At 54.1% G+C, this 25,369-nt stretch carries 24 protein-coding genes; 9 read left to right on the top strand and 15 right to left on the bottom strand.

Annotated features, from left to right (window positions below):
• Nucleotides 1-65: 65 nt before the first annotated feature.
• Nucleotides 66-923: a DUF72 domain-containing protein gene (locus tag RC73_RS12920; protein WP_052248187.1), complete on the bottom strand. Its 858-nt coding sequence runs from the start codon at nt 921-923 to the stop codon at nt 66-68.
• Between the two features lie 318 nt (nt 924-1,241).
• On the opposite strand from RC73_RS12920, the gene RC73_RS12915 reads away from it, so the two are divergent.
• Nucleotides 1,242-1,679, top strand: coding sequence for a hypothetical protein (locus tag RC73_RS12915; RefSeq protein ID WP_039035029.1), 438 nt, complete (start codon nt 1,242-1,244; stop codon nt 1,677-1,679).
• Nucleotides 1,680-1,779: 100 nt separating this feature from the next.
• Here RC73_RS12915 and RC73_RS12910 read toward each other — a convergent pair whose 3' ends face one another.
• Both RC73_RS12910 and RC73_RS12905 read right to left on the bottom strand, forming a co-directional pair.
• Complete coding sequence (locus tag RC73_RS12910) at nt 1,780-2,985, bottom strand: aromatic amino acid transport family protein (RefSeq protein WP_039035028.1); 1,206 nt, start codon at nt 2,983-2,985, stop codon at nt 1,780-1,782.
• Nucleotides 2,986-3,352: 367 nt separating this feature from the next.
• Entirely contained in the window at nt 3,353-4,243 is an 891-nt protein-coding gene (locus RC73_RS12905; RefSeq protein ID WP_039035027.1) for a LysR family transcriptional regulator, read from the bottom strand.
• Nucleotides 4,244-4,381: 138 nt separating this feature from the next.
• Here RC73_RS12905 and RC73_RS12900 point away from each other — a divergent pair, with 138 nt between their 5' ends.
• On the top strand, nt 4,382-4,810 hold the full coding sequence (locus RC73_RS12900) for a CidA/LrgA family protein (RefSeq protein ID WP_039035061.1): 429 nt from the start codon (nt 4,382-4,384) through the stop codon (nt 4,808-4,810).
• Between the two features lie 4 nt (nt 4,811-4,814).
• Complete coding sequence (locus RC73_RS12895) at nt 4,815-5,504, top strand: LrgB family protein (protein ID WP_082014321.1); 690 nt, start codon at nt 4,815-4,817, stop codon at nt 5,502-5,504.
• A 60-nt stretch (nt 5,505-5,564) separates the two neighbouring features.
• Here the strand turns inward: RC73_RS12895 and RC73_RS12890 are convergent, their stop codons facing one another.
• Nucleotides 5,565-5,966 carry a hypothetical protein gene (locus RC73_RS12890; protein WP_039035025.1) on the bottom strand — a complete coding sequence of 134 codons (402 nt, stop codon included), beginning with the start codon at nt 5,964-5,966 and terminating at the stop codon, nt 5,565-5,567.
• A gap of 271 nt (nt 5,967-6,237) precedes the next feature.
• On the opposite strand from RC73_RS12890, the gene RC73_RS12880 reads away from it, so the two are divergent.
• On the top strand, nt 6,238-7,482 hold the full coding sequence (locus RC73_RS12880; RefSeq protein WP_039035060.1) for a dicarboxylate/amino acid:cation symporter: 1,245 nt from the start codon (nt 6,238-6,240) through the stop codon (nt 7,480-7,482).
• Nucleotides 7,483-7,692: 210 nt separating this feature from the next.
• On the opposite strand, the gene RC73_RS12875 is transcribed toward RC73_RS12880, so the two are convergent.
• From RC73_RS12875 to RC73_RS12865, 3 genes are all read right to left on the bottom strand, one after another.
• Entirely contained in the window at nt 7,693-8,139 is a 447-nt protein-coding gene (locus tag RC73_RS12875; protein ID WP_039035023.1) for a hypothetical protein, read from the bottom strand.
• 398 nt (nt 8,140-8,537) lie between these two features.
• Nucleotides 8,538-9,065 carry an inorganic diphosphatase gene (gene ppa, locus RC73_RS12870; RefSeq protein ID WP_025008962.1) on the bottom strand — a complete coding sequence of 176 codons (528 nt, stop codon included), beginning with the start codon at nt 9,063-9,065 and terminating at the stop codon, nt 8,538-8,540.
• A gap of 207 nt (nt 9,066-9,272) precedes the next feature.
• On the bottom strand, nt 9,273-10,262 hold the full coding sequence (locus RC73_RS12865; protein WP_039035022.1) for a class 1 fructose-bisphosphatase: 990 nt from the start codon (nt 10,260-10,262) through the stop codon (nt 9,273-9,275).
• A 183-nt stretch (nt 10,263-10,445) separates the two neighbouring features.
• Here RC73_RS12865 and RC73_RS12860 point away from each other — a divergent pair, with 183 nt between their 5' ends.
• Complete coding sequence (locus tag RC73_RS12860) at nt 10,446-12,683, top strand: S9 family peptidase (RefSeq protein ID WP_039035021.1); 2,238 nt, start codon at nt 10,446-10,448, stop codon at nt 12,681-12,683.
• 59 nt (nt 12,684-12,742) lie between these two features.
• Here the strand turns inward: RC73_RS12860 and RC73_RS12855 are convergent, their stop codons facing one another.
• Nucleotides 12,743-13,939: a cation:proton antiporter gene (locus RC73_RS12855; RefSeq protein ID WP_039035020.1), complete on the bottom strand. Its 1,197-nt coding sequence runs from the start codon at nt 13,937-13,939 to the stop codon at nt 12,743-12,745.
• Nucleotides 13,940-14,046: 107 nt separating this feature from the next.
• On the opposite strand from RC73_RS12855, the gene RC73_RS12850 reads away from it, so the two are divergent.
• Complete coding sequence (locus tag RC73_RS12850; protein WP_039035019.1) at nt 14,047-14,916, top strand: universal stress protein; 870 nt, start codon at nt 14,047-14,049, stop codon at nt 14,914-14,916.
• A gap of 12 nt (nt 14,917-14,928) precedes the next feature.
• Here the strand turns inward: RC73_RS12850 and RC73_RS12845 are convergent, their stop codons facing one another.
• Entirely contained in the window at nt 14,929-15,810 is an 882-nt protein-coding gene (locus tag RC73_RS12845; RefSeq protein WP_039035018.1) for a LysR family transcriptional regulator, read from the bottom strand.
• A 95-nt stretch (nt 15,811-15,905) separates the two neighbouring features.
• Here RC73_RS12845 and RC73_RS20785 point away from each other — a divergent pair, with 95 nt between their 5' ends.
• Complete coding sequence (locus RC73_RS20785; RefSeq protein WP_157823006.1) at nt 15,906-16,046, top strand: hypothetical protein; 141 nt, start codon at nt 15,906-15,908, stop codon at nt 16,044-16,046.
• Between the two features lie 76 nt (nt 16,047-16,122).
• On the opposite strand, the gene RC73_RS12840 is transcribed toward RC73_RS20785, so the two are convergent.
• Nucleotides 16,123-16,383 (bottom strand): DUF5062 family protein, encoded by a 261-nt coding sequence (locus RC73_RS12840; RefSeq protein WP_025008966.1) that lies wholly within the window; start codon nt 16,381-16,383, stop codon nt 16,123-16,125.
• 170 nt (nt 16,384-16,553) lie between these two features.
• On the opposite strand from RC73_RS12840, the gene acnA reads away from it, so the two are divergent.
• A complete protein-coding gene (gene acnA, locus RC73_RS12835) occupies nt 16,554-19,226 on the top strand; it encodes an aconitate hydratase AcnA (protein ID WP_039035017.1) in 2,673 nt (890 codons plus the stop codon).
• Between the two features lie 328 nt (nt 19,227-19,554).
• Nucleotides 19,555-20,190: a class I SAM-dependent methyltransferase gene (locus RC73_RS12830; RefSeq protein ID WP_039035016.1), complete on the top strand. Its 636-nt coding sequence runs from the start codon at nt 19,555-19,557 to the stop codon at nt 20,188-20,190.
• Between the two features lie 106 nt (nt 20,191-20,296).
• Here the strand turns inward: RC73_RS12830 and RC73_RS12825 are convergent, their stop codons facing one another.
• From RC73_RS12825 to RC73_RS12805, 5 genes are read right to left on the bottom strand one after another with little or no spacing between them, the layout of a single operon-like run.
• Entirely contained in the window at nt 20,297-20,737 is a 441-nt protein-coding gene (locus RC73_RS12825; RefSeq protein ID WP_025889974.1) for a nitrate reductase cytochrome c-type subunit, read from the bottom strand.
• Nucleotides 20,734-21,672: a quinol dehydrogenase ferredoxin subunit NapH gene (gene napH / locus RC73_RS12820; RefSeq protein ID WP_039035015.1), complete on the bottom strand. Its 939-nt coding sequence runs from the start codon at nt 21,670-21,672 to the stop codon at nt 20,734-20,736. The genes RC73_RS12825 and napH overlap by 4 nt, the downstream gene beginning before the upstream one ends.
• Nucleotides 21,669-22,412 (bottom strand): ferredoxin-type protein NapG, encoded by a 744-nt coding sequence (napG, locus tag RC73_RS12815; RefSeq protein ID WP_039035014.1) that lies wholly within the window; start codon nt 22,410-22,412, stop codon nt 21,669-21,671. Before napG ends, napH begins: the two co-directional genes overlap by 4 nt.
• A gap of 10 nt (nt 22,413-22,422) precedes the next feature.
• Entirely contained in the window at nt 22,423-24,906 is a 2,484-nt protein-coding gene (napA, locus tag RC73_RS12810) for a nitrate reductase catalytic subunit NapA (protein WP_039035013.1), read from the bottom strand.
• Nucleotides 24,903-25,202, bottom strand: coding sequence for a chaperone NapD (locus RC73_RS12805; RefSeq protein WP_233962644.1), 300 nt, complete (start codon nt 25,200-25,202; stop codon nt 24,903-24,905). Before RC73_RS12805 ends, napA begins: the two co-directional genes overlap by 4 nt.
• Nucleotides 25,203-25,369: the final 167 nt, after the last annotated feature.

Genomic DNA, 25,369 nt, shown 5'->3' with positions numbered 1-25,369 from the left:
TACCAAATGCCGTTCACTTTAATTAAACGGCATTTTTTATGTTTATGGGATCAGAAACTTGCTTGTCAGAGTTCCAGGCCCAGTTGTTTGCTGTGATTTCTTGCATCTTGGGGCTGTTGCAACACAGCTAGAGGTTGGCCGTGTTTGGCTTGCCAACGGTCACTGAGCAGACGCTGTAGACTTATGGCCAGCTCAGGTGCCCGGGCATTATCCGGGGTGTGGATGAACAGATAGGGTTGGCGCCCCTCCTCCAGCCATTGGCATAGCTTGTCCAGCCAAGGCTTGAAGAAACCTTGATTGACCTCGAGCTCCGGGTGGCCGATAAAGCGAACTGTGGGATAGCGGCCGGTGGCTATGGCATGTACCGGCACTCTGGGTTTCTTTTCATGGGCGTCGATGACGGCGGCACTGTTTGGCGGCGCGGCAAATACCGGCCGGGTGTCCATTATGATGCGGTTGACCGAGCGCTGCAGCAGCAAGCGGTTGAGTTGACGCTCGGTTTCTCCCTTGGCAAAGAAGGCCGGGTGGCGCACCTCGACCCCGAGAGGCAACTCGGATGGCAGTTTGCCAAGAAAGGTGTTCAGCGTCCCCAAGGCTTCGGGGCCAAAATAGCCGGGCAACTGAATCTTCCACAGGCCTGTCTTGGCAAACAGTGGCGACATCACCTGCAGGAACTGCTTGAGTTCATCGTCACAGTGCCTCAGTTGCAACTTGTGAGTGATCTCCTGTGGCAGTTTAAAGGTAAAGCGAAAGTCCTCACCCACGGCATCGCGCCAGTTACTGACATTGTTTGCCGATGGGGTGGCATAAAAGCTGGTGTTGCCCTCCACCGTATTGAAAACCTCGGCGTAGTGCGCCAGACGCTCGGCCTGAGGTGTCCCCCTTCCATAAAGGCTTCGCTGCCACTGGTTATGGGACCACATGGCCAGTCCCAATCTCAGCTCTGGTATCTGTTGCTGACCGCTCACCACGGGCTCCGTCAAATGGGTCTCCGGTGCTATTGTGTCTGCGGTCCCTGGCAGGGTCAAGAGTACCGCTGGCACTATGACTGCCACAAAATGCACAGAATTTCAGCAGAGTTTGAGTTAATAATATATTGAGTTTGCAGTGCTTATTTATGCTTACATATAATGAATCGGTGCATTGTAACCTCAGTGCTCACTGACATAAGGACAGGATGTCATTAAATTGGTTCTATACCGACCCGCATTAGCCTATTCCATTCAAATTAAGGATGATTTATGCCCGATACCCAGAGTGCCTCAGCGCAGGATGAGCCGTCGTTCCTGACTGTGACCCTTGCTGACTTACCCGCCGATATTCAATTGAGATTGCCGACAGATAATGCGCCGAGCGCAATAGCCAGGTTGGCCTTGGGGGTATTACTGCTGAGTGCCTCCATTCTCTGGTGGCTGCTGGATGACGCCAGTGCGCTGCAAATAGGCAATCCCATGGTGGCCAATCTGCTGGCGCTGGTTGGAGTTTTGCTGGGCAGTGCCAGTTTTATCAGTGGCAGAAGCGCAATGCAGCAAAGGCAGCAGTGGCGCCAACAGGCCCTGGAACAGCAGTTGGATCAACGAGTCGTTATCAGTGAGCAAGAGATCCCCGAAGGGTTTGACCTGGTTTTTTCCCAGCTGTCAGCCAGTCGCTTTAGAGTGTCGTTGGAACCAATCAACTGAATGTTGAACCAAGAAAAAACGCAGCCTGAGCGCTGCGTTTTGTGTTTAAAGGTTGGCCCTGGGCGCTGTGCTGGAGCTTCTCCAGTTTATTGCCCCTTGGTTAGCCTATCTTGGTCAGTATCCCGGCCATTTGCAGCAGTTGGCTGAGAATAATCACCACCCCGCACAGCGCTGCCAGCATGAGTGCGGGTTTACCACCAGCGACCCGGTAGCTGCCTGCCGGCATAGGCTGGAGCCGCTGTTTCCAGACCATGGCAACGGGCAGGAACACCGCCAATATCACCAAGGCTATCGCCGCATAACCCAGGGCGGCCATAAAGCCCTGAGGGTAGAAGAGGGCAAACCCCAGTGGTGGCAAAAAAGTGATGGCTGCAGTTTGCAGCCTATGGCCGGCACTGTCGTTGCGGCGCAAAATATCACCCATAAAATCAAATAGCCCCAGGCTGACGCCCAAAAAGGAGGTGGCCAGTGCCAGGTCGGCAAATATGGATACTGTCTGGCCTATCATGGGGTTATGCAGCAGTTGCCCCAGGCTATTGATGAATTTGGGCAGTTCTTTGGAAGCCATCAATTCGCTTTGGCTCAAAGCCCCCTGACTGGCCAATTGCCAAAGTAGGTAAACCAGCAGCGGCATAGCTGAGCCGACAATCATGATTTTCTTCAGCGCCTTGAGATCCAGTCCCACATAGCGCACCACAGAGGGGATAGAGCCGTGAAACCCGAAAGAGGTGAAGATTACCGGTAGGGCTGAGATGACCAGGCCTTGCTGCAACGGTAGCTCCAGCAAGTATCCCCCTTGGGCGTGGGGCAACAGCAGCGCCAACATGATGACCAGGGCGACTATTTTGAGGGTGAATAGCACCCGGTTGATCATATCGACTGAATGGGTTCCTATGGCGACCACCAGGGCGATCAGCAGGGCAAAACCTATGGCGCCTACCTGTGGCGGCAGCGTCAGGTCGGCATAACGAACCAGCTTATCGTTGAGCTGGGCACCACCACCGGCGATGTAGGCGGCGCACAGGGCATACAATAGAAACATCATTGCCAGGCTGGCCAGTAACTGCCCCTTACGGCCGAGCAGCTTGTGTGCCAAGGTGTGCAAAGTGGCATGAGCGGGGGCATGTTGATGCACTTCCAGCATCAACAGTGCTGTGTAACTCATCAATCCCCAAAGCAATAGCATCAGTATCGAGGCGACCCCGAAACCCAGGCCGGCAGAGGCCAGCGGCAGCGCCAGCATCCCGGCACCAATTGTGGTGCCTGCTATGATCAGCATGCTACCAAAGGTTTTGTTGTTATTCATTTTATTACATTCTCAACAAGCATTTTCGTAATAGGGACCCAGGCTTTGGATTTGTGGGTACCCAAGAGAACCGGAAAGCCGGTAACGAAACCTGACAGCAAAGCCACAGTGGCTCACAGGAGAGGGAGGTTCAGGTCATTATCCCCGCCCAAGCCACTGTGGCTTGGGATAGAGATAAAGCTTGTGTATTGGCCGCATTGCGAATCTCGGGTTGTGTTTATAAACCCAGGCCAAGCGGGCCCGGAAAAGTGTGATTCACCTTAGCGGCGCGAAAAGAGGGTGTCAATGAGTTTGTACTGCTGTAACGGTACACTGTGACTTGGTTGGCGAAAATTCACTCGGCTGCAGCACTTGAAGCATAAGGGTTTCACTTCAGCGCCAGTTGTTGTCTGACCAGCTCGACCATTGCTTGGGCGGCAAAAGAGAGTGGTTGCCCCCGGCGCCAGAATAGCGATAGCTCCCAGAGCAGATCGGATGCGGCCAGAGGTATGCTGATCACCCCGGCCACCGCATGGCGCTCGGCAATAAAGCTTGGCAGTATCATGGCTCCTGTGCCTGCTGCCACCAGGGCGATACCAAAGTCGGGATGACTGACCCGAGTCACATCTTTGGGGCTGAAGCCGGCTCTCTGGCAGGCATTGATTACCAGCTCATGCAGGGCGTATTCGGGTTCGAACAGTATCTGTGGGATCTCCGCCAACGCCTTGAGGGTCAGCTCTTGACTACCTGCCAGAGGATGTTGTCTTGGCAATACCACCACCATGGGATCGCGGCGGATCCTGATACCATCAAACTCATCCTCAAAGGAGATGATCCCGGTTGCCAGCTCGATTTCCCCTTTCTTGAGGGCCGCGGTTTGCTCTACGCCGCCGCGAACCAATAGATGCATCTGCACCTTGGGATAACGATTACGAAAGCGGGCGATGACAGGAGCAAAGAGTTCGGCACTGCCGAGAGGGGCCAGCCCCAGATGCAGTTCACCCGAGTTGAGACTGCGCTGCGCCGCCAACTCTCTGAGCATGTTGCGGCGTACATTCAATAGTTCCTGGCCGTGACGGTAGACGACCTCTCCGGCTGCTGTAGGACGTAACTGGCTGCCACGCTTGCCTCTTTCCAAGAGTACAAGATCCAGTTCCTGCTCCAACTGGCGAATGGACTTGGACAGCGCAGGTTGGGTCAGGTGGATCTTTTCCGCTGCCTTGGCAAATCCGCCGGCATCCACTATTTCGATAAAGTAGCGAACAACTTTCAGATCCAATTGAATAACCTTATGGAATGCAAACTATGCTTAATATTCATTTTTTTTATTTATATTGCAAGCCTAGAATAAACACCAGTTAAGTTATTCGGTAAAGATATGCACTCCCTCTGCAAACGCCTTGCTTCCCCTCAAAAAGTGGCGAAAGTCATTTGGCTCCAAGGCAAATACATCAGCGCGACCTTGCTGCAAATTGCAGCTATCTGTTTGCTGGCATGGTCTACTCATGCCTTGGCCGCCACATTGCACTCACCCATTCCCGGCAGTGTGCTTGGGATGCTGGTAGTGTTGTTGGCGCTGGGGCTCAAGCTTATCCCGGAAAAGGCGTTGCAACTGGGGGCTGCCTGGTTGATTGGCGATCTCTTGCTGTTTTTTATCCCGCCGGTGATTTCAGTACTCAAGTATGAAACCTTACTCGAGGAGTATGGTTTCAATATTATGCTGACCCTGGTGCTCGGCAGCGCTTCAGTATTGCTGGGAACCGGCTTTGTGGTGGACAGGGTATTTCGTTTCGAGCGGCGCCTTAATTTGAAACGCCAACTGGCCAAACATGGAGTGCAAGGGTAACGCTATGTCTCACAGCTTACTTGCTCTTTTGAGTCTGCTGATCACCCTTATCTGTTATTACGGCGCCAAGGCTTTATACCGCAGGCATCGTAGCTGGTGGTTGGCTCCGATATTTTTGGCGCCTTTGGCCGTGCTGGCTGTGGTGTTGCTGTTGGCGATTCCGCTGCCGACCTATTTTGAGTACACCCATTGGCTGATGGCATTGTTGGCCCCAGCGACCATAGCTTTTGCAGTGCCTATTTACCGCGAGCGCAAGTTGATCCGCCGTTATCCGATCACTATTAGCCTTGGGGTTATGGCCGGGCTCATGTTGGGTTTGGTGTCATCCTGGCTATTGGTCAAATTGGTGCCTCTGCCGAGCGAACTGAGTCACAGCGTACTGGTGCGCTCTGTGTCGACGCCCTTTGCCATGGAGGCCACTGCTGCCTTCGGTGGCGTGCCGGAATTAACCGCTATGTTGGTGTTGCTCACCGGCGTGATAGGTATGCTGGTGTGTGAGCCGTTGTTCAAGTTGGCGCGGATCAAGACCTCTCTTGGTAAAGGAGTGGCACTCGGCGCTTCTGCCCATGGTGCCGGCGCCGCCAAAGCCAGCGAATTCGGTCAGCAGGAAGGCGTGATTGCCAGTCTGACGATGATCTTTACCGGTATCGCCATGGTGCTCGGCGCGCCTTTATTTGCGTTGATTTTTGTTTGATTTAATCGATTTGGATTCAAGTAGATGACCTGACCACAAGGGTTACTGCCGTTTTTGAGTCTATCCATCACCCGATGGCCTTTTCTTGTGGTGACCGCCTGCATCGTCAGGCGTTTTTCCTGAGCCTCTCAGGTAATATGTTGCTTGATTTGCCGGTGCGCCCCACCGGCTTTTTTTTTGCCCATTTTTTGTCCGTGGGACTATCTTCTCCAATCGCGCTCTGCGGGTTTTCTCCTGCTTGCTTTGGTGCTTCTGCTGCCAACTTTCTCTATGGTTTGCCCCTATGATTTTTTCTGTGGCGGTTTTTCTAGCTTGGGGTTGAGTGAGGCGGAAAGTCACTTTGATGACGAAATTAACAAGCAGGATCTGCAGTAAAATGGCAAGCGGCCTAACAAGCTCACTGCTTTGAATTGAAATTCTGGCTGTTAATACTGTTATTTTTGTATTTTTAGATATATTCACTGATAAATATTTTGTATTTGTTGTGGATTTGTTGTTGTGCTGTGCGTTTGTAAACGGGGTAATCCATAGGGTAAATTTTTGACAAAATTTAAAATGGTTTTAAATCAAGTTTTTATCGTTGATTTTTGAGGTTCTTAACATGTTGCGGAGGCACTTTTTGAGCATTTTATCATTGAACTTTTTGGTAGCATGTTTCACTATCCCTTCCCAGAGCGAACAGGGATGATAGTTGTGCATCAGGAACGATGCCGAATTGGAACGTACAATGGCAATACTCAAATCTCTTTCCGGACGGATCTTTATGGGTCTGTTCAGCGGCCTGTTATTGGGCTCTGTGGTGCAATATGGGCTGGGGCATATCGGTTTCTTTTCCGGCACCCTGGTTGAGGTAGCCACCGCGGCGGGCACCATGTTTGTCAATATGATCATGATGCTGGTGATGCCGCTGGTATTTGTCAGCATAGTCTGCGGTGTCTGCGAATTGCAGGACCTCAAGAGCTTCGGTCGCTTGGGCGGCAAGACCTTCAGCTTCTATATCATTAATACCCTGATCGCTATCCTGGCGGCGGTGTGTGTCTCGTTATTGCTGCAGCCCGGTGTCGGAGTGGATATGAGTGGTGGCACGGATGTGGCCATTACCGCGACCGAGTTGCCCAATTTGATCAGCCTGATTGTCGGCATAGTGCCCAGTAACCCTGTCGATGCCTTTATGTCGGGCAACATGTTGCAGGTGATCTTTATGGCGCTGCTGCTGGGTGGGGTCATCAAGTCGCTGGATGACGCCGGCAGCGCAGCGGTTAGAGGTTTTCAAGTCGCCAATGGGATCATGATGAAGCTCATCATGACTGTAATGCAGCTGGCGCCATTTGGAGTGTTTGCGCTGATGTTCAAACTGGGAGCCACTCTGGAAGCCAAAGTTTTTCTCAGTGTACTGGGTTATATGGCCATCATCCTAACCATGCTGCTGCTGTGGATTTTCATTGTTTATCCTCTGGCTGTGGCTGTGTTTACCCCGGTCAGTGCCAAGAGCTTTCGTGCCAAGACCCAAGAGCAGATCCTGTTTTCTCTGTCGACTGCCAGCTCCAATGCCACCATCCCGGTGACTATACGAACCTTGACCGAAAAGCTTGGGGTCAATAAGGCGGTCGCCGGGTTCGGTGTGCCTTTGGGAGCCACCATGAATATGGGCGGCGTGTCGATTTATATCACTATCGCCATCTTCTTTGTTGCCAACGCCTTTGGTCAGCCAATCTCCAGCGAACAGCTGCCTACTCTGATATTCAGTATCTTTCTGCTGTCTGTGGGCGCCGGCGGGGTTCCAGGTGGCGGTATGGTGATGATAGGCGTGTTAATCCATCAACTGGGCTTACCCGTGGAAGCTTTTGCGATAGTGGCAGCGCTGGACAGAATCATAGATATGGTGTTGACTTCCTGCAATGTGGTGGGCGACGCCGCTGTGTTGACCATAGTGGACCAAACCGAGAAGGGACATCAGACAGAGGCGGTTAACGCCTAATAAAAAATCCGACTATTTCACCGGTCAGTTAAGCGAACAACAATGGATTTAAGGGCTTCAGAGAGATTTTTAAGGAATCCTCCAGAAGCCCTCGTTGTAACTATCGTTCGCCGGATAAGCCGCAATTTTTTTAGGGAAATCTTGAATAAAATACGGCTGATTATTTGAAAAAGTTGTTAATTTATCGGGGCCGGCTAGTTGCCGGATTTTTTATGGCTGACAGCAGGATTTGAGCTGTGCCAGCCGGTTTTGAAAATCACTCATCTGGATAGCTGATGAGAAAGAGCCTCCTGAGCGAAACGAGATCACCTCAAGCGATACTGGATCACTGTGGAGTGAGGTCAGTTCGGCCCAGAGATCTTTATCTGGGCAGGCTTGGGTGGTGAGTGTCGTTAATGAGCTCATGCTGTCCAGTTGCAGGGTTTCGCCATCGGCGGTTCTTAACACCAGCACACTGGGATCTTGGCTGTAGGCAAAAGGTTGAGGCACCTTCACTATCAATCTAGGTTGTGGTTGCTCCACCGAGCATTGTACTTGTAGTTGAGTTGCATCTTGGTGGAAGGATATCTCGTGGAAATGTTTTTCATTCCCCAAACATTGAAATGCCATCAAAGCCAACGCGCTTAGCAGAGGTACAGACGGCAGTAACTTATTCATAGTGTCTCCTGGAAAGGTTAACTAACAGCGTCAAATTAACTAACTTTGTCAAAAGCTTGGCGATTTTATGGCGAAGGTTGTTTTTTGGGTAATTATGATTGTTTTTTTGCCTGTGACTTCTCATTTGCGTGACTTTAGGTTTGTATGCTTTACCATGTGTGGTATTTGCCCCTTTACCCTGTTTGAAACCCATTGTCTGGAAGTTTGGTTTTGAGAAATTGTTTCCAGTGAGGGGTCATAAAGTGGGCCAAAACTGGATTGGAATAGGGCTGCGGAGTCTTGATATGCGCGGGATTCTTTGGGTAACGAAATTAAACCTATGCACTTGAAGCTGTGAAATGCCAATAAAAAAGCCAGCTTGCAGCTGGCTTTTCAATATGTTTCTAGGACTATAGGGTTTAGCCCTTGTAACGCTCGGCGCTTGACAGGATTTCGGCGCGGGCGGCTTCGGCATCTTCCCAGCCATCAACTTTAACCCACTTGCCGGATTCCAGATCCTTGTAGTGTTCGAAGAACTGTTTGATCTGGGCTTTCAGCAGCTCAGGCAGATCGTTCACATCCTGGATATGACCGTATTCCTTGGAGATCTTCTCGTGTGGTACGGCAACAATCTTGGCATCTTCACCTGACTCGTCGGTCATTTTCAGTACGCCAACTGGACGGCAACGGATAACGCTGCCTGGCTGCAGTGGATACTGGGTAGGAACCAGCACGTCTACCGGATCACCATCCAGGCTCAGAGTTTGGTTCACATAGCCGTAGTTGCAAGGATAGAACATAGGCGCAGTCATCATGCGATCCACAAACAAGGCACCTGTGTCCTTGTCCACTTCATACTTGATAGGGTCGTGGTTTTGTGGGATTTCGATGATCACGTAGATGTCATCTGGCAGGGATTTGCCCGCAGGCACTGCATTTAAGCTCATGGAAGTATCCTTAGACTGTGTATAAATCTATTTCAGGTCCAGCCTGAAGTTCAGTGTGGCGCGTATTATAGCGCGATTTGACGGCTTGCCAATGAAAGGCCGCGGTCTTAAGACTAATTGCCAACAGTTCATCTAAGGCAATCTGTCTCAGGCCCTGGCCCATACCGCCAATTCAAGGCTGCCGACCCCGGCAGCCTCAAGCGGCGTTTAGAGTTCAGGCTCACCGCTGTAATCCTGTTGATGGTACTCGAGGCAGGCATCGACTTCATTGGCCGAGCCCAGAATGACGGCTACCCGCTGGTGAATTTGCTCCGGTTGAATGTCGAGAATGCGCTGATAACCTGTGCTGGCCTTGCCGCCGGCCTGTTCAACCAGCAGTGCCATTGGGTTGGCTTCGTACATCAGTCTCAGCTTGTAGGGCTTATCCGGATTCTTGTTGTCAGTTGGGTAGGTAAAGATGCCGCCGCGGCTCAATACTCTGTGCACATCGCCCACCATGGCGGCAATCCAGCGCATGTTGAACGACTTCTCTCTCGGGCCGATTTTGCCGAGCAGCAGATCGGCAATATAGGTCTGCATCGGTGCTTCCCAGAATCTCTGGTTGGACATATTGATGGCAAATTCGGCGGTGTCTTTGGGAATACTCACCGCTTCATTGGTTAACAGATACTCGCCGGTTTCCGGATTCAGGGTAAAGAGTTGCACCCCTTGGCCTGTGGTCAGGGCCAACATGGTCGATGGGCCGTAGAGCACATAGGCCGCCGCCAGTTGCTCGCTGCCTTTTTGCAGGAAACTCTGCTCGCTGATCTCCCCCTCGGGTGCCGGCAGCACAGAAAAAATGGTGCCCACCAGCGAGTTGATGTCTATGTTGGAAGAGCCGTCCAGTGGGTCGAAACACACCAGAAACTCACCGCTGTCACCGACTTCAACAATATGATCTTCCTCTTCCGATGCCAGGGCGCGCACTGTGTTTTCGGCCTTGAGGGCATCTTTGAGCATCTCGTTGGTGATCACATCCAGTTTCTTTTGGGTTTCACCCTGAACGTTTTCCTGGGTGGTGGCACCCAGCACACCGGCCAGTGCGCCGTGTCTTACCGCCTGACTGATGGCGACTGAGCTTTGGGCCAGAGTGAGAAGCAATTGGGACAAGGCTGGGGTGACAGCCTGCTGTTTGAGGGTTTGGGCCAGAGTCTGCATCTTGTTTCCTTAAAAGAGGTCTGAGCTTTTTCTGGGACAGGATCATAACCGAGAACCGGCGATATTTCAGCGGCCAATTGCACGGGTTTGCCGATCCCTTGTCAATTGGGGCAGAATGAGGGCTGTTTTTTGGGCTGTGGCCGGATGCCGTGGCTCTTGTCTCTTATAATTCCGGAAATAATAATGAAAAAAACTTGGATGGCTTCGGCGCTTATGGCGATACCTCTGACACTGGCCAGCGGCCACTCCTTCGCTCTGGAAGGTGGCAAAACGCCCTTAACGGTTGAGCGCCTCTATGCTTCACCGGCATTGGCCGGTGCCAGCCCCCGAGGGCTGAAACTGTCTCCCGACGGCAAGCGGGTCACTTACCTGGCGGGCCGTAAAGACAACCAATACTTCTACGACCTTTGGCAGATGGATGTCGCCACAGGTCAGGTCAGTCTGCTGCTGGACGCCTCTAGGCTCGAAGCCGGTGAACTTTCCGATGAAGAGAAGGCCCGCCGCGAGCGGCAGCGAGTGTATGGCCAGGGGATCATGGAATACTTCTGGGCCGACGACAGTCAGGCACTGCTGATCCCGGCGGCCGGTAAGCTCTACTACTTCAGCCTGGCCGATGCCAAGGTGACTCTGCTGCCGACAGGGGATGCCTTTGCCACAGATGCCAAACTGTCGCCCAAGGGCAATTTTGTCTCCTTTGTGGCCGAGCAAAATCTCTATGTACTCCAGCTGAAAGACCATAAGCTCACGGCGCTGACCCAGGATGGCGGCGGGGCCATCAAGAACGCCATGGCCGAGTTTGTGGCTCAGGAAGAGATGGACCGTATGACAGGTTACTGGTGGGCACCGGATGAATCGGCCATCGCCTATACCCGCATCGATGAGTCGGGCGTGGAGCTGGTGACCCGCAATGAGATTTATGCCGATGGCATCAAGCTGACCGAGCAGCGTTATCCCTATGCCGGTAAGCCCAATGTCGAGATTGCCCTGGGGGTGGTGTCACTGGCGTCCGGGAAGACCCAATGGGTGGATCTCGGCAGTGAGAAAGATATCTATCTGCCGCGGGTGAAATGGCTGCCGGACAGCAAGCATTTGTCGTTTCAATGGCAGAATCGCAGTCAACAACAGCTGGATTTGCGTCAAGTAGACAGCCGCGAGGGCAAAGACGCCGTGACTCTGGTGTCCGAGCGCAGCGATGCCTGGGTTAACCTCAACCATGACCTCTATTTTCTCAAGCAGCAGCCGGGCTTTATCTGGGCATCCGAGCGTGATGGTTTCAACCATATCTATCTGTTTGATGACAAGGGCAAGGTCAAACGGCAACTGACTCAGGGGAAATGGGCGGTCGACGAGATAGAACACCTAGATGAAAAGCAGGGTTGGGTCTATTTCAGTGGCCGTAAAGACAGTGTGGTCGAGCGCCATCTGTATCGGGTCAGCCTCAATGGCGGTGAGATAGAGCGCATCAGCCGGCGTGGCGGCATGCACAATGCCGTGTTTGCCGACAAGGAATCTGTCTACCTCGACTATTTCAACAGTCTGTCGCAGCCTCCCCAGGTGAGTCTGCACAACCAAAGCGGTGAGCATCTGGCTTGGGTAGAAGAGAACGCCGTCAAGGCCGGACACCCTCTGTATGACTATGCCGGGCTGTGGCAGTTGCCCGAGTTTGGCACCCTCAAGACCAAAGATGGCAAGGTGTTGCAATACCGTCTGTTCAAGCCGGTGAATTTCGACAGCAAGGCCAAATACCCCGTGGTAGTAAGGGTTTACGGTGGGCCTCACGCCCAGTTGGTGGTCAATAGCTGGAGTGAGCAGGATTACTACACCCAATATCTGTTGCAGCAGGGCTTTGCCGTATTTCAGTTGGATAACCGGGGTTCGGCGCACAGAGGCACGGCCTTCGAGCAGGTGATCTACCGCCATCTTGGTGATGCCGAAGTGGCAGATCAGAAGACAGGTGTCGATTTCCTGCGCACCCTGCCCTGGGTCAAGGCCGACGGTATTGCCATCTATGGCCACAGCTATGGCGGCTATATGGCGCTGATGAGCCTGTTCAAGGCGCCTGACTACTTCAAGGCGGCCATCAGTGGTGCCCCTGTGACCGACTGGGCTCTGTACGACACCCACTACACAGAGCGTTATCTCGGCCATCCTGACGACAACGCCAAGGGCTACGAGGCCAGCAGTGTCTTCCCCTATGTGAGCAAGTATCGTTCAGGCTTGCTGATGTATCACGGCATGGCCGATGACAATGTATTGTTCGAGAACAGTACTCGGGTATATAAGGCACTGCAGGATGAAGGCAAGTTGTTCCGCATGATAGATTACCCCGGCTCCAAACACTCGATGCGGGGCGATAAGGTGCGCACTCATCTGTACCGCTCGCTGACCGACTTCCTTGAGACAGAGTTGAAAGGCAACTGAGCCGGTAAGCTGAAATTATCTGGAAGCATAAAATGCCGCGCCTCATATGGCGCGGCTTTTTATGCTTCGCCCTCCTTGGGCAACAGGCGTCTGAGCAGCAAGGGGCCGAGCAGGGTGGTGATGGCTATCACCAACACCAATTCGGTAAATACCTTGGCCGGAATGATATCCAACTGCCGTCCCACTTCAGCAAAGACCAAACCGACTTCTCCTCTGGGCACCATGGCGCTGCCGACTATCAGCTTTTTCCGCCAAGTGCCGCTGACCACCAAACCGGCCGCCAGCTTACCGATAAATGCCAATAATATCATCGCCAGCAAGAGCAACAGGCTGTAGGGGCTGAGGTTCAGCTGGCTCAAGTCGAGGCTGATACCCACATAGACAAAGAACACAGGCGCAAACACATCGGTCAGTGGCTGCATCGATTTTTCCAGCTTGTGGGTAAAGGGAAAGGGGTTTTGCAGATACTTCTGCCAGGGCCAGATAAACTGCCTTGATAGCGCCAAACCGGCGACAAAACCGCCGAGCAGCGCCGGGGCGCCAAAAAGGTGTGCCAGCCAGGCAAACAGGCAGATCAGTGTCAGCATGACCACGGCCTCATAGCCAGGGGTTTGGGATTGATAGCTGAGCACTCGTAGCGGGTAAATTAACATCCTACCAAGTGGCGGTGCCAGCAGTAGAAACAGCAGCAGTAAGCCGCAGAGTTTAATGATTGCCAGCGGTGCCAGTTGGCCTTCACTGGCAAAGTTAAACAGCAAACTGAGCAGTATGACTCCGGCAATATCGTCAAATACCGCCGCTCCCAGGATCAGATGACCGGCACTGGATTGTTGCTGGCCACTGTCGCTGAGCACCCTGAGAGAGATGCCTATGCTGGTGGCCGTCAGGGTACAGCCGTAGAAGAGGGCGGCAAACAGCGATAGCTCCAACCAATAGAAGGCAGCCAGGCCGGTGAGTAGCAGAGGAGCGATTATGCCGATAATGGCCACCGCCACCACCTGACGTCCGGCGCTGTAGAGGCGCTGTATCGAGGTTTCGGCGCCAATGGAAAACAGCAACAGTATCACCCCGAGCTCGGCGATATTGGCCAGCACTTGGGTTGGTTCCAGCCAGCCGAGCACTGAAGGACCAAGCAACAAGCCTGCCCCTATTTCCCCCACTACCGCAGGCCAGCCGATACGGTTGCAGCACTCTCCCAGCACGCGGGAGAACAGCAAGATCAGGAACAAGGCGATCAACAGACTATCCATCGACATTGAGTATCCCCCATAGGTGCAATTGTTGATCGGGATCAGTATGGTTTATCCTGCACCAGATTAGAGTCTAAAAAGTAGACAATTACCAGAAAGTTTGGAGAAAACAAATGGGTAAGCTTTTTATCATCGAACAACATGAAGAGGCTAACACTGATGCGATTGCCAAAGGATTGGAGGTAGCGGAATTACTTGAGATGCAACCTCAAGTATTTGCTTATTGCTACGAATATTTCTCTGGTGACGAATATTACAGTCCACGGCTTGCCGGGGCCGCCCAGCAGCGGCTGATGAAGGAGAAGCAAGCCGAGGTGTCGGCTCATCTCAAAAAGTTGGATGCAGAGGATGTGCCGCTGCATATTATCTGGAGCAAGTATCTCTACGAACATGTCAGCAGCCATGCCGGTCGCTATGGCTTTGATATGGTGGTTAAGACAGTGCACCAGAGCGAGCATTTTCTGCCGACCGATTGGCATCTTATTCGCAGCACCAAGGTGCCCTTGATGCTGCTCAGCGATAACCCGATCAAGAAGGCATCCAGTATTTTGATGGCGGTGGATCTCGATGCCAAAAGTCAGCAAAAACAGCGCCTCAATCAACTGGTGTTGCAGCATGGTCGAGAGCTGGCGAAGGCCAGTGGTGCCAAGTTGCATCTGGCACATATTATTCGGGTGCCTAAGGTGATCCGCGATCTCGAGGTGCTTAACCTGCATGAAATGGTCAAGTCGGCCTGGCGCAGACATCAAACCCTGTTGGAATTAACTGGGCTCCCCAAAGAGCAGATCCATATTATTGCCGGCGATCCTGACCTCTGTCTGTATCAGTTGTCCTGCAGGCTCAAGAGCGACTATCTGGTGATTGGTGCACGTCAGCGCCAGGGCTTGATGGGGCGGGTGATAGGCAATACCGCTGAGCAGATTTTGCGGCGCGTACGCAGCAATGTGCTGGTTATCCCAACCGATGAGGAACAGGCAAGCTAATAGCCTGCCTGCTCACAACCCCTTTTTACTTAGGGCAACCAAGGCCTCGGCGGCCGGGGTCAAGGGCAGGTTGTTGCGCCAAATCAGCCCTAGCTGCCAGGTGATTTCACTCGCCATAGGTCGATAGCTGAGCGTTTGCTCGCCGAGCTTGTCGCAGATGGGCTCCGGCAGCAGCGCCAGCCCCATTCCGGCCTGTACCATGGCGCCGAGAAAGTCCCATTGACCACTGCGAAAAGCGATATTCAATGTGACCCCGGCTTCGCGGCTCAGGCGGGTCAATAACTTTGCCAGTGAAAAGTCCTCGTTGTAGAGGATGAAAGGATACTCGGCCAGATCCCGCCATTCTATCGCCTGCTTGCTGGTCAGTGGGTGACCTACCGGCAGACAGACCTTCAGCGGATAACCCTGCAGTGGCGATGAAGACAACTGCTCTCCATGGGTGGTAGGCAGTGCAGTGAAGGCGATGTCCAGGGTGTCGGCGAGTAGTGCCTGCTCACAACCAAAGCCGCCGTATTCATGCATCTGCAACTCGACCGCCGGATAGGTGCGGCGAAACTCGGTTAACAGATCTATGGTCAGACTGCTCATCATGGGGCAGACCCCGAGGCGCAGGTGGCCGGATTTGAGGCCACTCAAGTTACTCAAGTCCTGCTCCATTCTGTGCCATTGACCTATTATCTGACAGGCGCTGGCATGAAATATTTCTCCGGCTTGCGTCAGCTCTACCTTTTGATTGCTGCGGATCAAGAGTTGTTGTTCCAGAGTGTCTTCCAGACGCTGGATCATTTTGCTCAGGGTTGGCTGAGTCAGGTACAACTGCTCGGCGGCTCGGGTAAAGTTACCTGTTTCCACCAGGGTCAGAAAGCAGTGTAAGGTCTTGATTGGTACGTTCATGCTTATTTGGAATTCTTGCTATGGAATTAATTCATTTTACTAATAGACCTGGCGGCGTTAATTTGATCAGCGTCCCAAGTAAAGAGGAAATATCGATGAAAGCATATCAAGGTTTGTGGGTTAGCTCCCTGTGGCAAACTGCCACTGAAACTGAGGAACACAAGGCCAAGCCAGTCAAAGCCAAGTCCCAGAGTTTCTGGAAGCTGATGTTCCACAAAAAAGCCAAAGCAGTCTAAAGTGACCCGGCCCGTGCCGGGTTTCTTTTTGTCATTTTAACTATTTTGGCATAGTTATATCCTGCATGATGCAAGGTTATTGTAATAGTGGATGCTCCTTGGGCAATTTGCCGCTGATCCACATCACCAGCCTATGTTTCATATTGGGGCCATCTTCTTTGTCCGATGGCAAAGGCCCTATCAGTTTATCCTGCACCAAGAGGCGATAGACGCACTCGACTTTTTCTTTCTCCGGCACCTTATCCCCAAGAGGGGCAAAGCCACGCTTGAGCGAGTATCCCAAACCTATCTCCAACGCCAGTTTCAACAGAGCCGCTTCATTCTTGTGTTTCTTCATCTGTATCGCTCCCAGCTTATCGCCCCCTGCTTGGGCTCGTTTCTAAACTAGCGCAAAGTGGCTGAGATTACACTTAAAAATACTGCGACAACCTAAGGTGCCCTTGTACCTTATTTGAGCATAACTTAAGCTGGTTGACGGAACGACAACTCAACTTAGGGAGAGTAGTGATGTCCAAAGTCAAATATCAGGCCAAGGCACAACGCACCTTGACTGTCAAAAACACCTCATTCCAATACTACAGCCTCAATGAAGGGCCCCTGGCGGAAATTGCCGAGGTGGCCGCATTACCCAAGAGTTGCAAGGTGCTGCTGGAAAACATTCTGCGGCATCTGGATACCGACCATTGTGATATCGACGATCTGCAGGCGCTGGCCAAGGGCCGTGGCCGCGGCAGCCAGCAGGAGATCGCCTACCATCCGGCGCGGGTATTAATGCAGGACTTTACCGGCGTCCCGGCGATAGTAGACCTGGCCGCCATGCGGGCGGCGCTGGTGGCCAAAGGGCGCGATCCGCAAAAGATCAATCCTCTGTCCAAGGTGGATCTGGTGATTGACCACTCGGTCAGCATCGACAAGTTTGCCAATCCGGATGCCTATCGGGACAATGTGGCGATTGAGATGCAGCGCAACTTCGAGCGTTATCAATTTCTCAAGTGGGGCCAGGGCGCCTTCGATAACTTCTCCGTGGTGCCACCGGGTACCGGCATTTGCCATCAGGTAAACCTCGAGTATCTGGCCAAAGGTGTCTGGCAAGGACTTGGCGAAGAAGGCGCCACTTGGGTCTATCCAGATACACTGGTGGGTACAGACAGCCATACCACTATGATCAACGCCCTGGGGGTACTTGGCTGGGGTGTTGGTGGTATCGAAGCCGAAGCGGCCATGTTGGGGCAACCCATCTCAATGCAGATCCCGGATGTGGTGGGGTTCGAGCTCAAGGGGCAGCTCAGTGAAGGCATTACAGCCACCGACCTGGTGCTCAGAGTCGTGGAGATGCTGCGCCGCCAGGGGGTAGTGGGTAAATTTGTCGAATTCTATGGTGATGGCTTGGATCAGCTGCCGCTGGCCGACCGAGCCACCATCGCCAATATGGCACCTGAATATGGTGCAACCTGTGGCTTCTTCCCGGTGGATGCGCAGACATTGGAGTATCTGCGTCTCAGTGGCCGAGATGAACAGACGCTTGCCTTGGTGGAGGCTTACACCAAGGCGCAAGGGCTGTGGCGAGAGACTGGCGATAGCGCCCCCGAGTTTGCCGATACCCTGAGTCTGGATCTTGCCAGTGTTGAACCCAGCCTGGCCGGGCCCAAGAGGCCCCAGGACAGAGTCGCCGTCAGTCAGCTCAAACAGGCGGCCGAAGATGCCATCCGTCTCTCGGGGCGCAGCGAGCTTGAGCAGGCGTTTGTACTCGAAGGTAGCGAGCTTGCCATGCACCATGGCGATCTGGTGATTGCCGCCATCACCAGTTGTACCAATACTTCCAACCCGGCGGTGATGCTGGCTGCCGGGTTGCTGGCACAAAAGGCGGTGGAGCTGGGGTTGGAGCGCAAGCCCTGGGTCAAGACTTCGTTGGCCCCAGGTTCCAAGGTGGTGACCCAGTATCTGCAACAGGCCGGATTGCAAACGGCGCTCGATAGCCTGGGCTTTAACCTGGTGGGTTATGGCTGCACTACTTGTATAGGTAACTCGGGCCCCTTGCCGGAGGCGGTCACCAAGGCGGTCAGCGAACAGAAGATCCATGTGGGTTCAGTGCTTTCCGGTAACCGTAACTTCGAAGGGCGGATCCACCCCTTGGTGGAGTCCAACTGGCTTTGCTCGCCTCCTCTGGTGGTCGCCTATGCGTTGGCGGGAACCAGCCGTATCGATTTCAGTCGCGATCCCATAGGCAAAGGCCGCGATGGTAAAGCGGTTTTCCTTAAAGACATTTGGCCCAGCAATGCCGAGATAGCCTCCTTAATGGGCAAGGTGAGTCGCAGCATGTTCCAGCAGCAGTACGCCGATGTGTTTCATGGCGATGATGCCTGGCGCGCCATCGACTCGGGCTCGGGCAAAACCTATGCCTTCGATCCCGCCTCCACTTATATTCAGTTACCGCCCTTCTTCGAAGCCGAATACGGCGGTAATGCGGGTGACATTAAGGGGGCCGCGATTCTGGCGCTACTGGGGGACTCTGTCACCACAGACCATATCTCCCCGGCCGGGGTGATCCCCAAAAACAGTCCGGCAGCCGATTACCTGCGCGGTCATGGTGTAGCCGACAAGGACTTCAACTCCTACGGTTCACGCCGTGGGAACCACGAGGTGATGATGCGCGGTACCTTCGGTAATATCCGTATCCGCAATGAGATGGTGCCCGGGCATGAAGGCGGTGTTACCCGAATGCAGGGCGAATCCGAGGTGCGCTTTATCTATGACGCTGCCATGGCCTATCGCGCCAGAAAGCAGGCAAGTGTGGTTATTGCCGGTAAAGAATATGGTACAGGTTCCAGCCGTGACTGGGCCGCCAAGGGGACGCTGTTGCTCGGGGTCAAGGCGGTCATAGTGGAGAGCTTTGAGCGTATTCACCGCTCCAACTTGGTGGGTATGGGCGTGCTGCCATTGCAGTTCCTGCCCGGGGAAACCCGTCAGACTCTGGGCCTGACCGGTGATGAGACAGTGGATATTCTCGGCTTGGATGGCGAGCTTAAGCCAAACCAGAAGCTGCAGGCGCAGATCCATTACGCCAATGGTGAGTCCAAAACCATAGCGCTGCTCAGCCGCCTGGATACCGGCATGGAGGTTGCTTACTACCGTGCCGGTGGTGTGCTGACCTATGTGCTGGAGCGTTTGGCCACCGAATAGCTCAGCTGGTTCAGTCAAAAACCGCCTTCTGGGGGGGCGGTTTTTGCTATTCCACAACAGCAGAGCAAACATGGGATTTGTTTGCACCTTCCCTAGGAGCCGGGGACGGGGTTTGTTAGAGTAGGTGCAGTTTTTGGCGGCGACTGTTGCGGGAAAGTATGAAAGCTCCTGCCCGATAGCCAACCGCCGAGTCAAAGTAATGAGCCAGGCACTGAGCCAAAGCTCTGAATTAGAGCTCTGAGTTAAAGCCTTTAGGCCAAGGCTGTAAAACCAAAGCTGCAAAACCAAAGTCGTTAAACCAAAGCCGTTAAAGTGAACCGAGTCATAGATGAATCCATGCCCCTTGTGTGCCAACACCCAACCTAAACAGACAGTTCCCGCCAGGGTTGCCAGACGTTATTTTCTCTGCCCAGAGTGTCGGCTCATCTTTCTCGACCCTGTGCATTTGCTGCCCTTGAATGAGGAACAGCAGTTTTACGATACCCACGAGAACAGCATTGACGATCCCGGCTATGTGGGCTTTTTGCAGCGCTTGTTGACGCCGGCGATGACCTTTCTGCGCCCGGGCATGCAGGGACTGGACTTTGGCTGTGGCCCTGGGCCGACACTGTCGAAACTCCTGGCCCGGGAAGGGATAGCGTGTGACGATTTCGACCCGCTGTTTTTCCCCAATCCATTGCAGGCACAGTATGACTTTATTCTCTCCAGCGAGTGTTTCGAGCACTTGCACTGGCCTGCCGCCGAGATAAGCGCGCTGCTGGCACATCTGGTTCCGGGGGGCTATTTAGGCATAATGACAGACCGCTGGCAGAGTGAAGCCCAGTTTTATGACTGGCACTATACCCGGGATCCTACCCATTGCAGTTTCTTCCATCGCGCAACATTGGACTGGCTCTGTGAGATGTTTGCTTTGAGCTTATGTTTTGTCGATGAGCGGCGGATTGCCATTTTTCAGAAAAATTGAGGCATCAAAGTGAAGGGCTGGGAAGGGCAGGCAAGCCCCAATCCCTTTGGGGCTGTACCTTGAAACCGGGGCGCCTCCAGGAAGCAGCGACCCGGTTTTTTCGCTATCAGTTGGCAGCGCCAGTGCTGAAGTTATTTTCCACCAGCGGCTGCTTGTTATCGGCCTGAGGCACATGGCACTGGGTACAGAAATAGTTCTGTCCATTGAGGGTGCCCTTGTCGTCGATAACATGGGACTTGGCCACAGGCGTTGCCTTCATGCGCTTGGCCTTGCTCCAGTCATGGCAGTTCATGCAGCTGTTTTTCTTCAGGCTGATGGGGTAGTCGGCCTTGTGAGGAATGAGCGGCGGCTGCTCGGCGTAGTTGCGCTCTATGGCATTGCCACGCATTGGATAGGAAGGCATGGCATCGGCCGGGCGTACAGAGCTAATCTCTGCATCGCCACCGCCAAGAGAACTGACGTTAACCGGCTGAGCCGTTTCTGCCTGCTGTCCTGAGCAGGCGCTGAGTGCCAGCAGCATCGCGGCTGCGCTGAGTGTTTTTTTCATTGCTTGTTCTCCGCCTTGGTGGCAATTCGGTTGCAATCTATTTTGTTGGATTTGTCTTTGGCTTCACCCTTAGGCGAGAGCCGGGTTAATGGCGTATCAAACTCAAAGACCTTCTTGGCACAGACATCGATACAGCGGCCGCAGAGGGTGCAATCGGTACTGGTTATCGTAGGGTTGCTTCCCTTGAGGGCGGGTTTGAGCACCTGTCGTTCGGGACACACGGTAAAACAGTCCATGCAGTTGTTGCAGTCGTTGGCTCTTACCGCCTCGATATTGACCAGTCGCAGCTTGCCCAGCAGGCTGTAGAGGGCGCCACTGGGGCACAGGTGGCTGCACCAGGCGCGCTCGCTGACGAACAGATCCAGCAGCAGTATCGCCAGTAGCAGCCACAGGCCACTGAAGCCACCGAACAACAAGGCCCGGTAGGCCACGGGAACTGGGTTGAGCCACTCCCAGGCCAACAGGCCGGTCAGTGGGGGCAACAGCAACACCAATACCAGCAGATAGTAGCGCAGCGACCTTGGCAGCTCGGGCAATCTGGGCAGGCCCAACTTGCGTCTGAGCCAGGCGGCCGTATCGGTCACCATGTTGACCGGGCAGACCCAGCTGCAGAACACTCGTCCACCCAGCAGACCATAACCCAGGGCGACAATGGCGGCGCCGAGCAGCAGGCTCAGTTCCGGCAGATGGCCACTGGCCAGGCTTTGTAGCGTCACCAGCGGATCGGCCAGTGGCACTGTGTCCAGTAACAGACTGGCCGACAGGTTGCCTTTCAGCAGCCAGAGGCCAAACAGTGGCCCTATGGCAAACAGCAGCAAAACGCTCAGTTGTGACAGGCGTCTGAGCAGCAGGAACCTGTGTGCCTTCCACCAACCCAGGGTGGCGATGGCATCGGCGGCAAAGGCGTCTGAGCTTTGGTTTTTTCTTCGACTCATATTGCGCCTCCGTTACCCAGTCCAGGCAGCCCTTGATTGAGCATCTCCAGGGTGGTCTTTTCCGTGTCTATGTAAGTGTCGTGCTCGGCGGTCTTGCCGCTGGCGAGTTTCTGCGGCAGCACCTTGATCGCCGCTTCTTCCAAAACGCAGGCATGTTCACACTTGCCGCAGCCGGTGCAGATATCGGCATGCACGGTAGGAATAAACATGGCGTGGTGGCCACTGCGCTCATTGCGGGCACGCTCAAGGGTGATGGCCTCATCGATGAGCGGGCAGACGCGGTAGCAGACATCACATCTCAGGCCTTTGAAGTTAAGGCAGTTTTTCTCATCTATTAGTACGGCTGTGCCCATTCTGGCATCCTCGATTTTCTCGAGGCCGGTATCCAGTGCCCCACTGGGACAGGCGCGAGTACAGGGAATGTCCTCGCACATCTCGCAGGGGATACTGCGGGCGCTGAAGAAGGGCGTGCCGGTGGCAGCCCCTTCAAACCAACGCGCCAGTTTCAGGGTGTCATAGGGACAGGCCTCGACACAGAGACCACAGCGAACACAGGCCGAGAGAAAGGCGTCCTCGGCGAGGGCGCCCGGGGGACGTATCGCCTGGGGCGCCAGCGACTGGGACTTGGCCAACGCTGAAATCCCCAGCCCGGCCAACCCCATCACACAGCCGGCTTTGGCCGTGGTCGCCAGAAACTGGCGACGATTGATGTTATTGACACCATTGCGTTTGTCACCCATTACTGCTGCCTCACGCCTTCATCACTTTGACCGGACACTTCTTGTAGTCTGTCTCTTTGGACAGAGGGTCGGTGGCGTCCAGTACCAGCTTGTTGACCAATTGACGGGCATCGAAGAAGGGCATGAACACCACACCTTTGGGCGGCTTGTTACGGCCCTTGGTTTCAACCCGGGTCTTCACTTCGCCGCGAGGCGAGGCGACGATGACTTCATCACCACGCTTGAGGCCACGGCTCTTGGCGTCATCAGGATGCATGAAGATCTGTGCATCCGGATAGGCGCGGTACAACTCGGGCACCCTGGCGGTCATTGAACCTGTGTGCCAGTGCTCCAGCACCCGACCTGTGCTCATCCACAGATCATATTCACTGTTGGGTTCTTCGGCGGCCGGTTCGTAGGGCAGGGCGAAGATCACCGCCTTGCCATCCGGCTTGCCGTAGAACTGATAGCCTGAACCCGGTTTAACATAAGGGTCAGAACCTTCAACGAAGCGGCGCAGGGTTTCCTTGCCATCCACTACCGGCCAGCGCAGACCACGGGTTTCGTGGTAGCGGTCGAACTGGGCCAGATCGTGACCATGGCCGCGACCGAAGGCGGCGTATTCTTCGAAGATCCCCTTCTGCACATAGAAGCCGAAGTGTTCAGATTCATCGTTGAGTTCGGCCTGACAGTCGCTGGCGGGGAACTTGTTGATCACGCCGTTGGCGAACAGCACTTCATAGAGGTTCTTGCCGGCGTATTCAGGTTTCTTGGCAATCAGTTCGGCGGGCCAGACTTCCTCTACCTTGAAGCGCTTGGCGAACTCCATCAGCTGCCACAGATCCGACTTGGCACCTTCAGGGGCTTTCACCTGCTGGTGCCACATATGGGTGCGGCGCTCGGCGTTACCATAGGCACCTTCTTTCTCGACCCACATGGCGGTAGGCAGGATCAGGTCGGCCGCCATGGCGGTGACTGTTGGGTATGGATCTGACACCACGATAAAGTTTTCCGGGTTACGGAAACCGGGATAGATTTCATCGTTGATATTGGGGCCGGCCTGCATATTGTTGGTACACATGGTCCAGTAGCAGTTGAGCTTGCCGTCTTTCAGCATCCGGCTCTGCAACACGGCGTGGAAACCGGGCTTGGGCGGAATAGTGCCTTCAGGCAGCTGCCAGGCCTTTTCTGTGATGGCGCGGTGTTTGTCGTTGTTGACCACCATATCGGCGGGCAGACGGTGGGCAAAGGTGCCGACTTCACGGGCGGTACCACAGGCTGAGGGTTGGCCTGTGAGAGAGAAGGGGCTGTTACCCGGAGTGGCAATCTTGCCGGTCAACAGGTGCAGGTTATAGAGCATGTTGTTGGCCCAAACCCCACGCACGTGTTGGTTGATACCCATGGTCCACAGGCTCATTACCTTGACCTTGGGATCGGCATAGGCCTTGGCCAGCTCCAGCAGGCGCTCTTTTTCCACGCCGCTCATCTCGCTGGCGTATTCCAGAGTGTAGCGGCTGACAAACTTGGCGTACTCATCGAAGCTGATATCGCTGAACTTGCCGTTACCCGGATTCTTGGCTTTTTTCTCCAGCGGATGATCCGGACGCAGGCCATAACCTATGTCATCCACACCCAGAGCAAACTTGGTGTGCTTGTTGACGAAGTCCTTGTTGACCGCGTCGTTTTGGATGATGTAGTTGGCGATATAGTTGAGGATGACCAGATCGGACTGAGGCTTGAACACTATCGGGTTGTCGGCCAAATCGAACGAGCGGTTCTCGAAGGTAGACAGTACATGCACCTTGCCGTCGGGGTGGCTCAGACGGCGATCCGACAGGCGGGCCCAGAGGATGGGGTGCATCTCGGCCATGTTGGCGCCCCAGAGCACAAAGTGATCGGCGGCTTCCAGGTCGTCATAACAACCCATGGGTTCATCGATACCAAAGGTACGCATAAAGCCGACCACGGCCGAGGCCATACAGTGGCGGGCATTGGGGTCGATATTGTTGGTACGGAAACCTGCCTTGTGCAGCTTGGAGGCGGCGTAGCCTTCCCAGATGGTCCACTGGCCTGAGCCGAACATGCCCACAGAAGTCGGGCCCTTGGTGTTGAGCGAGTGCTTCCACTTTTCTGCCATCACATCGAAGGCCTTGTCCCAGCTCACCGGGGTGAACTCACCCTCTTTGGCATACTGGCCGTCTTTCATCCGCAGCAGTGGAGTGGTCAGACGGTCTTTTCCGTACATGATTTTCGACAGGAAGTAGCCCTTGATGCAGTTCAGGCCCTTATTGACCGGGCTCTCAGGATCGCCCTTGGTGGCGACGACCTTGCCCTCTTTTGTGCCTACCAGCACAGAGCAGCCGACACCGCAGAATCGGCAGGGGGCCTTGTCCCATTTGATATTGTCTTTCTGCTCAGCGGCTTCGACGACTTTCACTGGCAGAGTGACTCCAACGGCCGTGGCGGCGGCAACGGCGGCGTTGGCTTTAAGAAACTCGCGGCGGCTTATGCTCATGGTGTTTCCTCACTCTTTATTTCTTTTGTTTGACTGACAGGCTCAGAATCGACCTGATGATAGATAAGACTGCTGGACAGTATCCCGGGCAGACAGTTGATTGCTTCGACGTTATCCAGGATCTCGCCCTGGCTTTCGCCTTCGAGGGTGACTACCAATTTGCCTTCTGGGCTGCTGGCGTGGACTTCGGCGCCTTCAAGGGCCTGGATGGCAGTGGTTACCGCCTCCAGGGTTCCCGGAGCGGCATGCACCACCAGACTGGTGACATGGTATTCCATCTCTGTTTGTTGCTTCATTGAGGCTCACCTCGACAGGTAAGGGCGACAGGCACGGCATGGGCCGAGTCACCGGAACTGAATCAAAGTCTAGACCTCATTAAAAATGTGGGTATACCTCTTGAGAGGTAATGAAAGCGATTGGCGATCCGGATCAACATTTTCAATGTGATCTGAATCCAAGTTTG

This window comes from Shewanella sp. ECSMB14102, assembly GCF_000813075.1.
Lineage (GTDB): Bacteria > Pseudomonadota > Gammaproteobacteria > Enterobacterales > Shewanellaceae > Shewanella > Shewanella indica.
Note: the sequence above shows the minus strand (reverse complement) of the source record. Positions and strands in the feature narration are given on the sequence as shown.

What these genes read in the sequence shown, in the direction of transcription:
- RC73_RS12920 (WP_052248187.1), bottom strand. Translation starts at nt 923, where the DNA reads ATGTGGTCCCATAACCAGTGGCAGCGAAGCCTTTATGGAAGGGGGACA.
- RC73_RS12915 (WP_039035029.1), top strand. Translation starts at nt 1,242, where the DNA reads ATGCCCGATACCCAGAGTGCCTCAGCGCAGGATGAGCCGTCGTTCCTG.
- RC73_RS12910 (WP_039035028.1), bottom strand. Translation starts at nt 2,985, where the DNA reads ATGAATAACAACAAAACCTTTGGTAGCATGCTGATCATAGCAGGCACC.
- RC73_RS12895 (WP_082014321.1), top strand. Translation starts at nt 4,815, where the DNA reads ATGTCTCACAGCTTACTTGCTCTTTTGAGTCTGCTGATCACCCTTATC.
- RC73_RS12875 (WP_039035023.1), bottom strand. Translation starts at nt 8,139, where the DNA reads ATGAATAAGTTACTGCCGTCTGTACCTCTGCTAAGCGCGTTGGCTTTG.
- ppa (WP_025008962.1), bottom strand. Translation starts at nt 9,065, where the DNA reads ATGAGCTTAAATGCAGTGCCTGCGGGCAAATCCCTGCCAGATGACATC.
- RC73_RS12865 (WP_039035022.1), bottom strand. Translation starts at nt 10,262, where the DNA reads ATGCAGACTCTGGCCCAAACCCTCAAACAGCAGGCTGTCACCCCAGCC.
- RC73_RS12860 (WP_039035021.1), top strand. Translation starts at nt 10,446, where the DNA reads ATGAAAAAAACTTGGATGGCTTCGGCGCTTATGGCGATACCTCTGACA.
- RC73_RS12855 (WP_039035020.1), bottom strand. Translation starts at nt 13,939, where the DNA reads ATGTCGATGGATAGTCTGTTGATCGCCTTGTTCCTGATCTTGCTGTTC.
- RC73_RS12850 (WP_039035019.1), top strand. Translation starts at nt 14,047, where the DNA reads ATGGGTAAGCTTTTTATCATCGAACAACATGAAGAGGCTAACACTGAT.
- RC73_RS12845 (WP_039035018.1), bottom strand. Translation starts at nt 15,810, where the DNA reads ATGAACGTACCAATCAAGACCTTACACTGCTTTCTGACCCTGGTGGAA.
- RC73_RS20785 (WP_157823006.1), top strand. Translation starts at nt 15,906, where the DNA reads ATGAAAGCATATCAAGGTTTGTGGGTTAGCTCCCTGTGGCAAACTGCC.
- RC73_RS12840 (WP_025008966.1), bottom strand. Translation starts at nt 16,383, where the DNA reads ATGAAGAAACACAAGAATGAAGCGGCTCTGTTGAAACTGGCGTTGGAG.
- acnA (WP_039035017.1), top strand. Translation starts at nt 16,554, where the DNA reads ATGTCCAAAGTCAAATATCAGGCCAAGGCACAACGCACCTTGACTGTC.
- RC73_RS12830 (WP_039035016.1), top strand. Translation starts at nt 19,555, where the DNA reads ATGAATCCATGCCCCTTGTGTGCCAACACCCAACCTAAACAGACAGTT.
- RC73_RS12825 (WP_025889974.1), bottom strand. Translation starts at nt 20,737, where the DNA reads ATGAAAAAAACACTCAGCGCAGCCGCGATGCTGCTGGCACTCAGCGCC.
- napH (WP_039035015.1), bottom strand. Translation starts at nt 21,672, where the DNA reads ATGAGTCGAAGAAAAAACCAAAGCTCAGACGCCTTTGCCGCCGATGCC.
- napG (WP_039035014.1), bottom strand. Translation starts at nt 22,412, where the DNA reads ATGGGTGACAAACGCAATGGTGTCAATAACATCAATCGTCGCCAGTTT.
- napA (WP_039035013.1), bottom strand. Translation starts at nt 24,906, where the DNA reads ATGAGCATAAGCCGCCGCGAGTTTCTTAAAGCCAACGCCGCCGTTGCC.
- RC73_RS12805 (WP_233962644.1), bottom strand. Translation starts at nt 25,202, where the DNA reads ATGAAGCAACAAACAGAGATGGAATACCATGTCACCAGTCTGGTGGTG.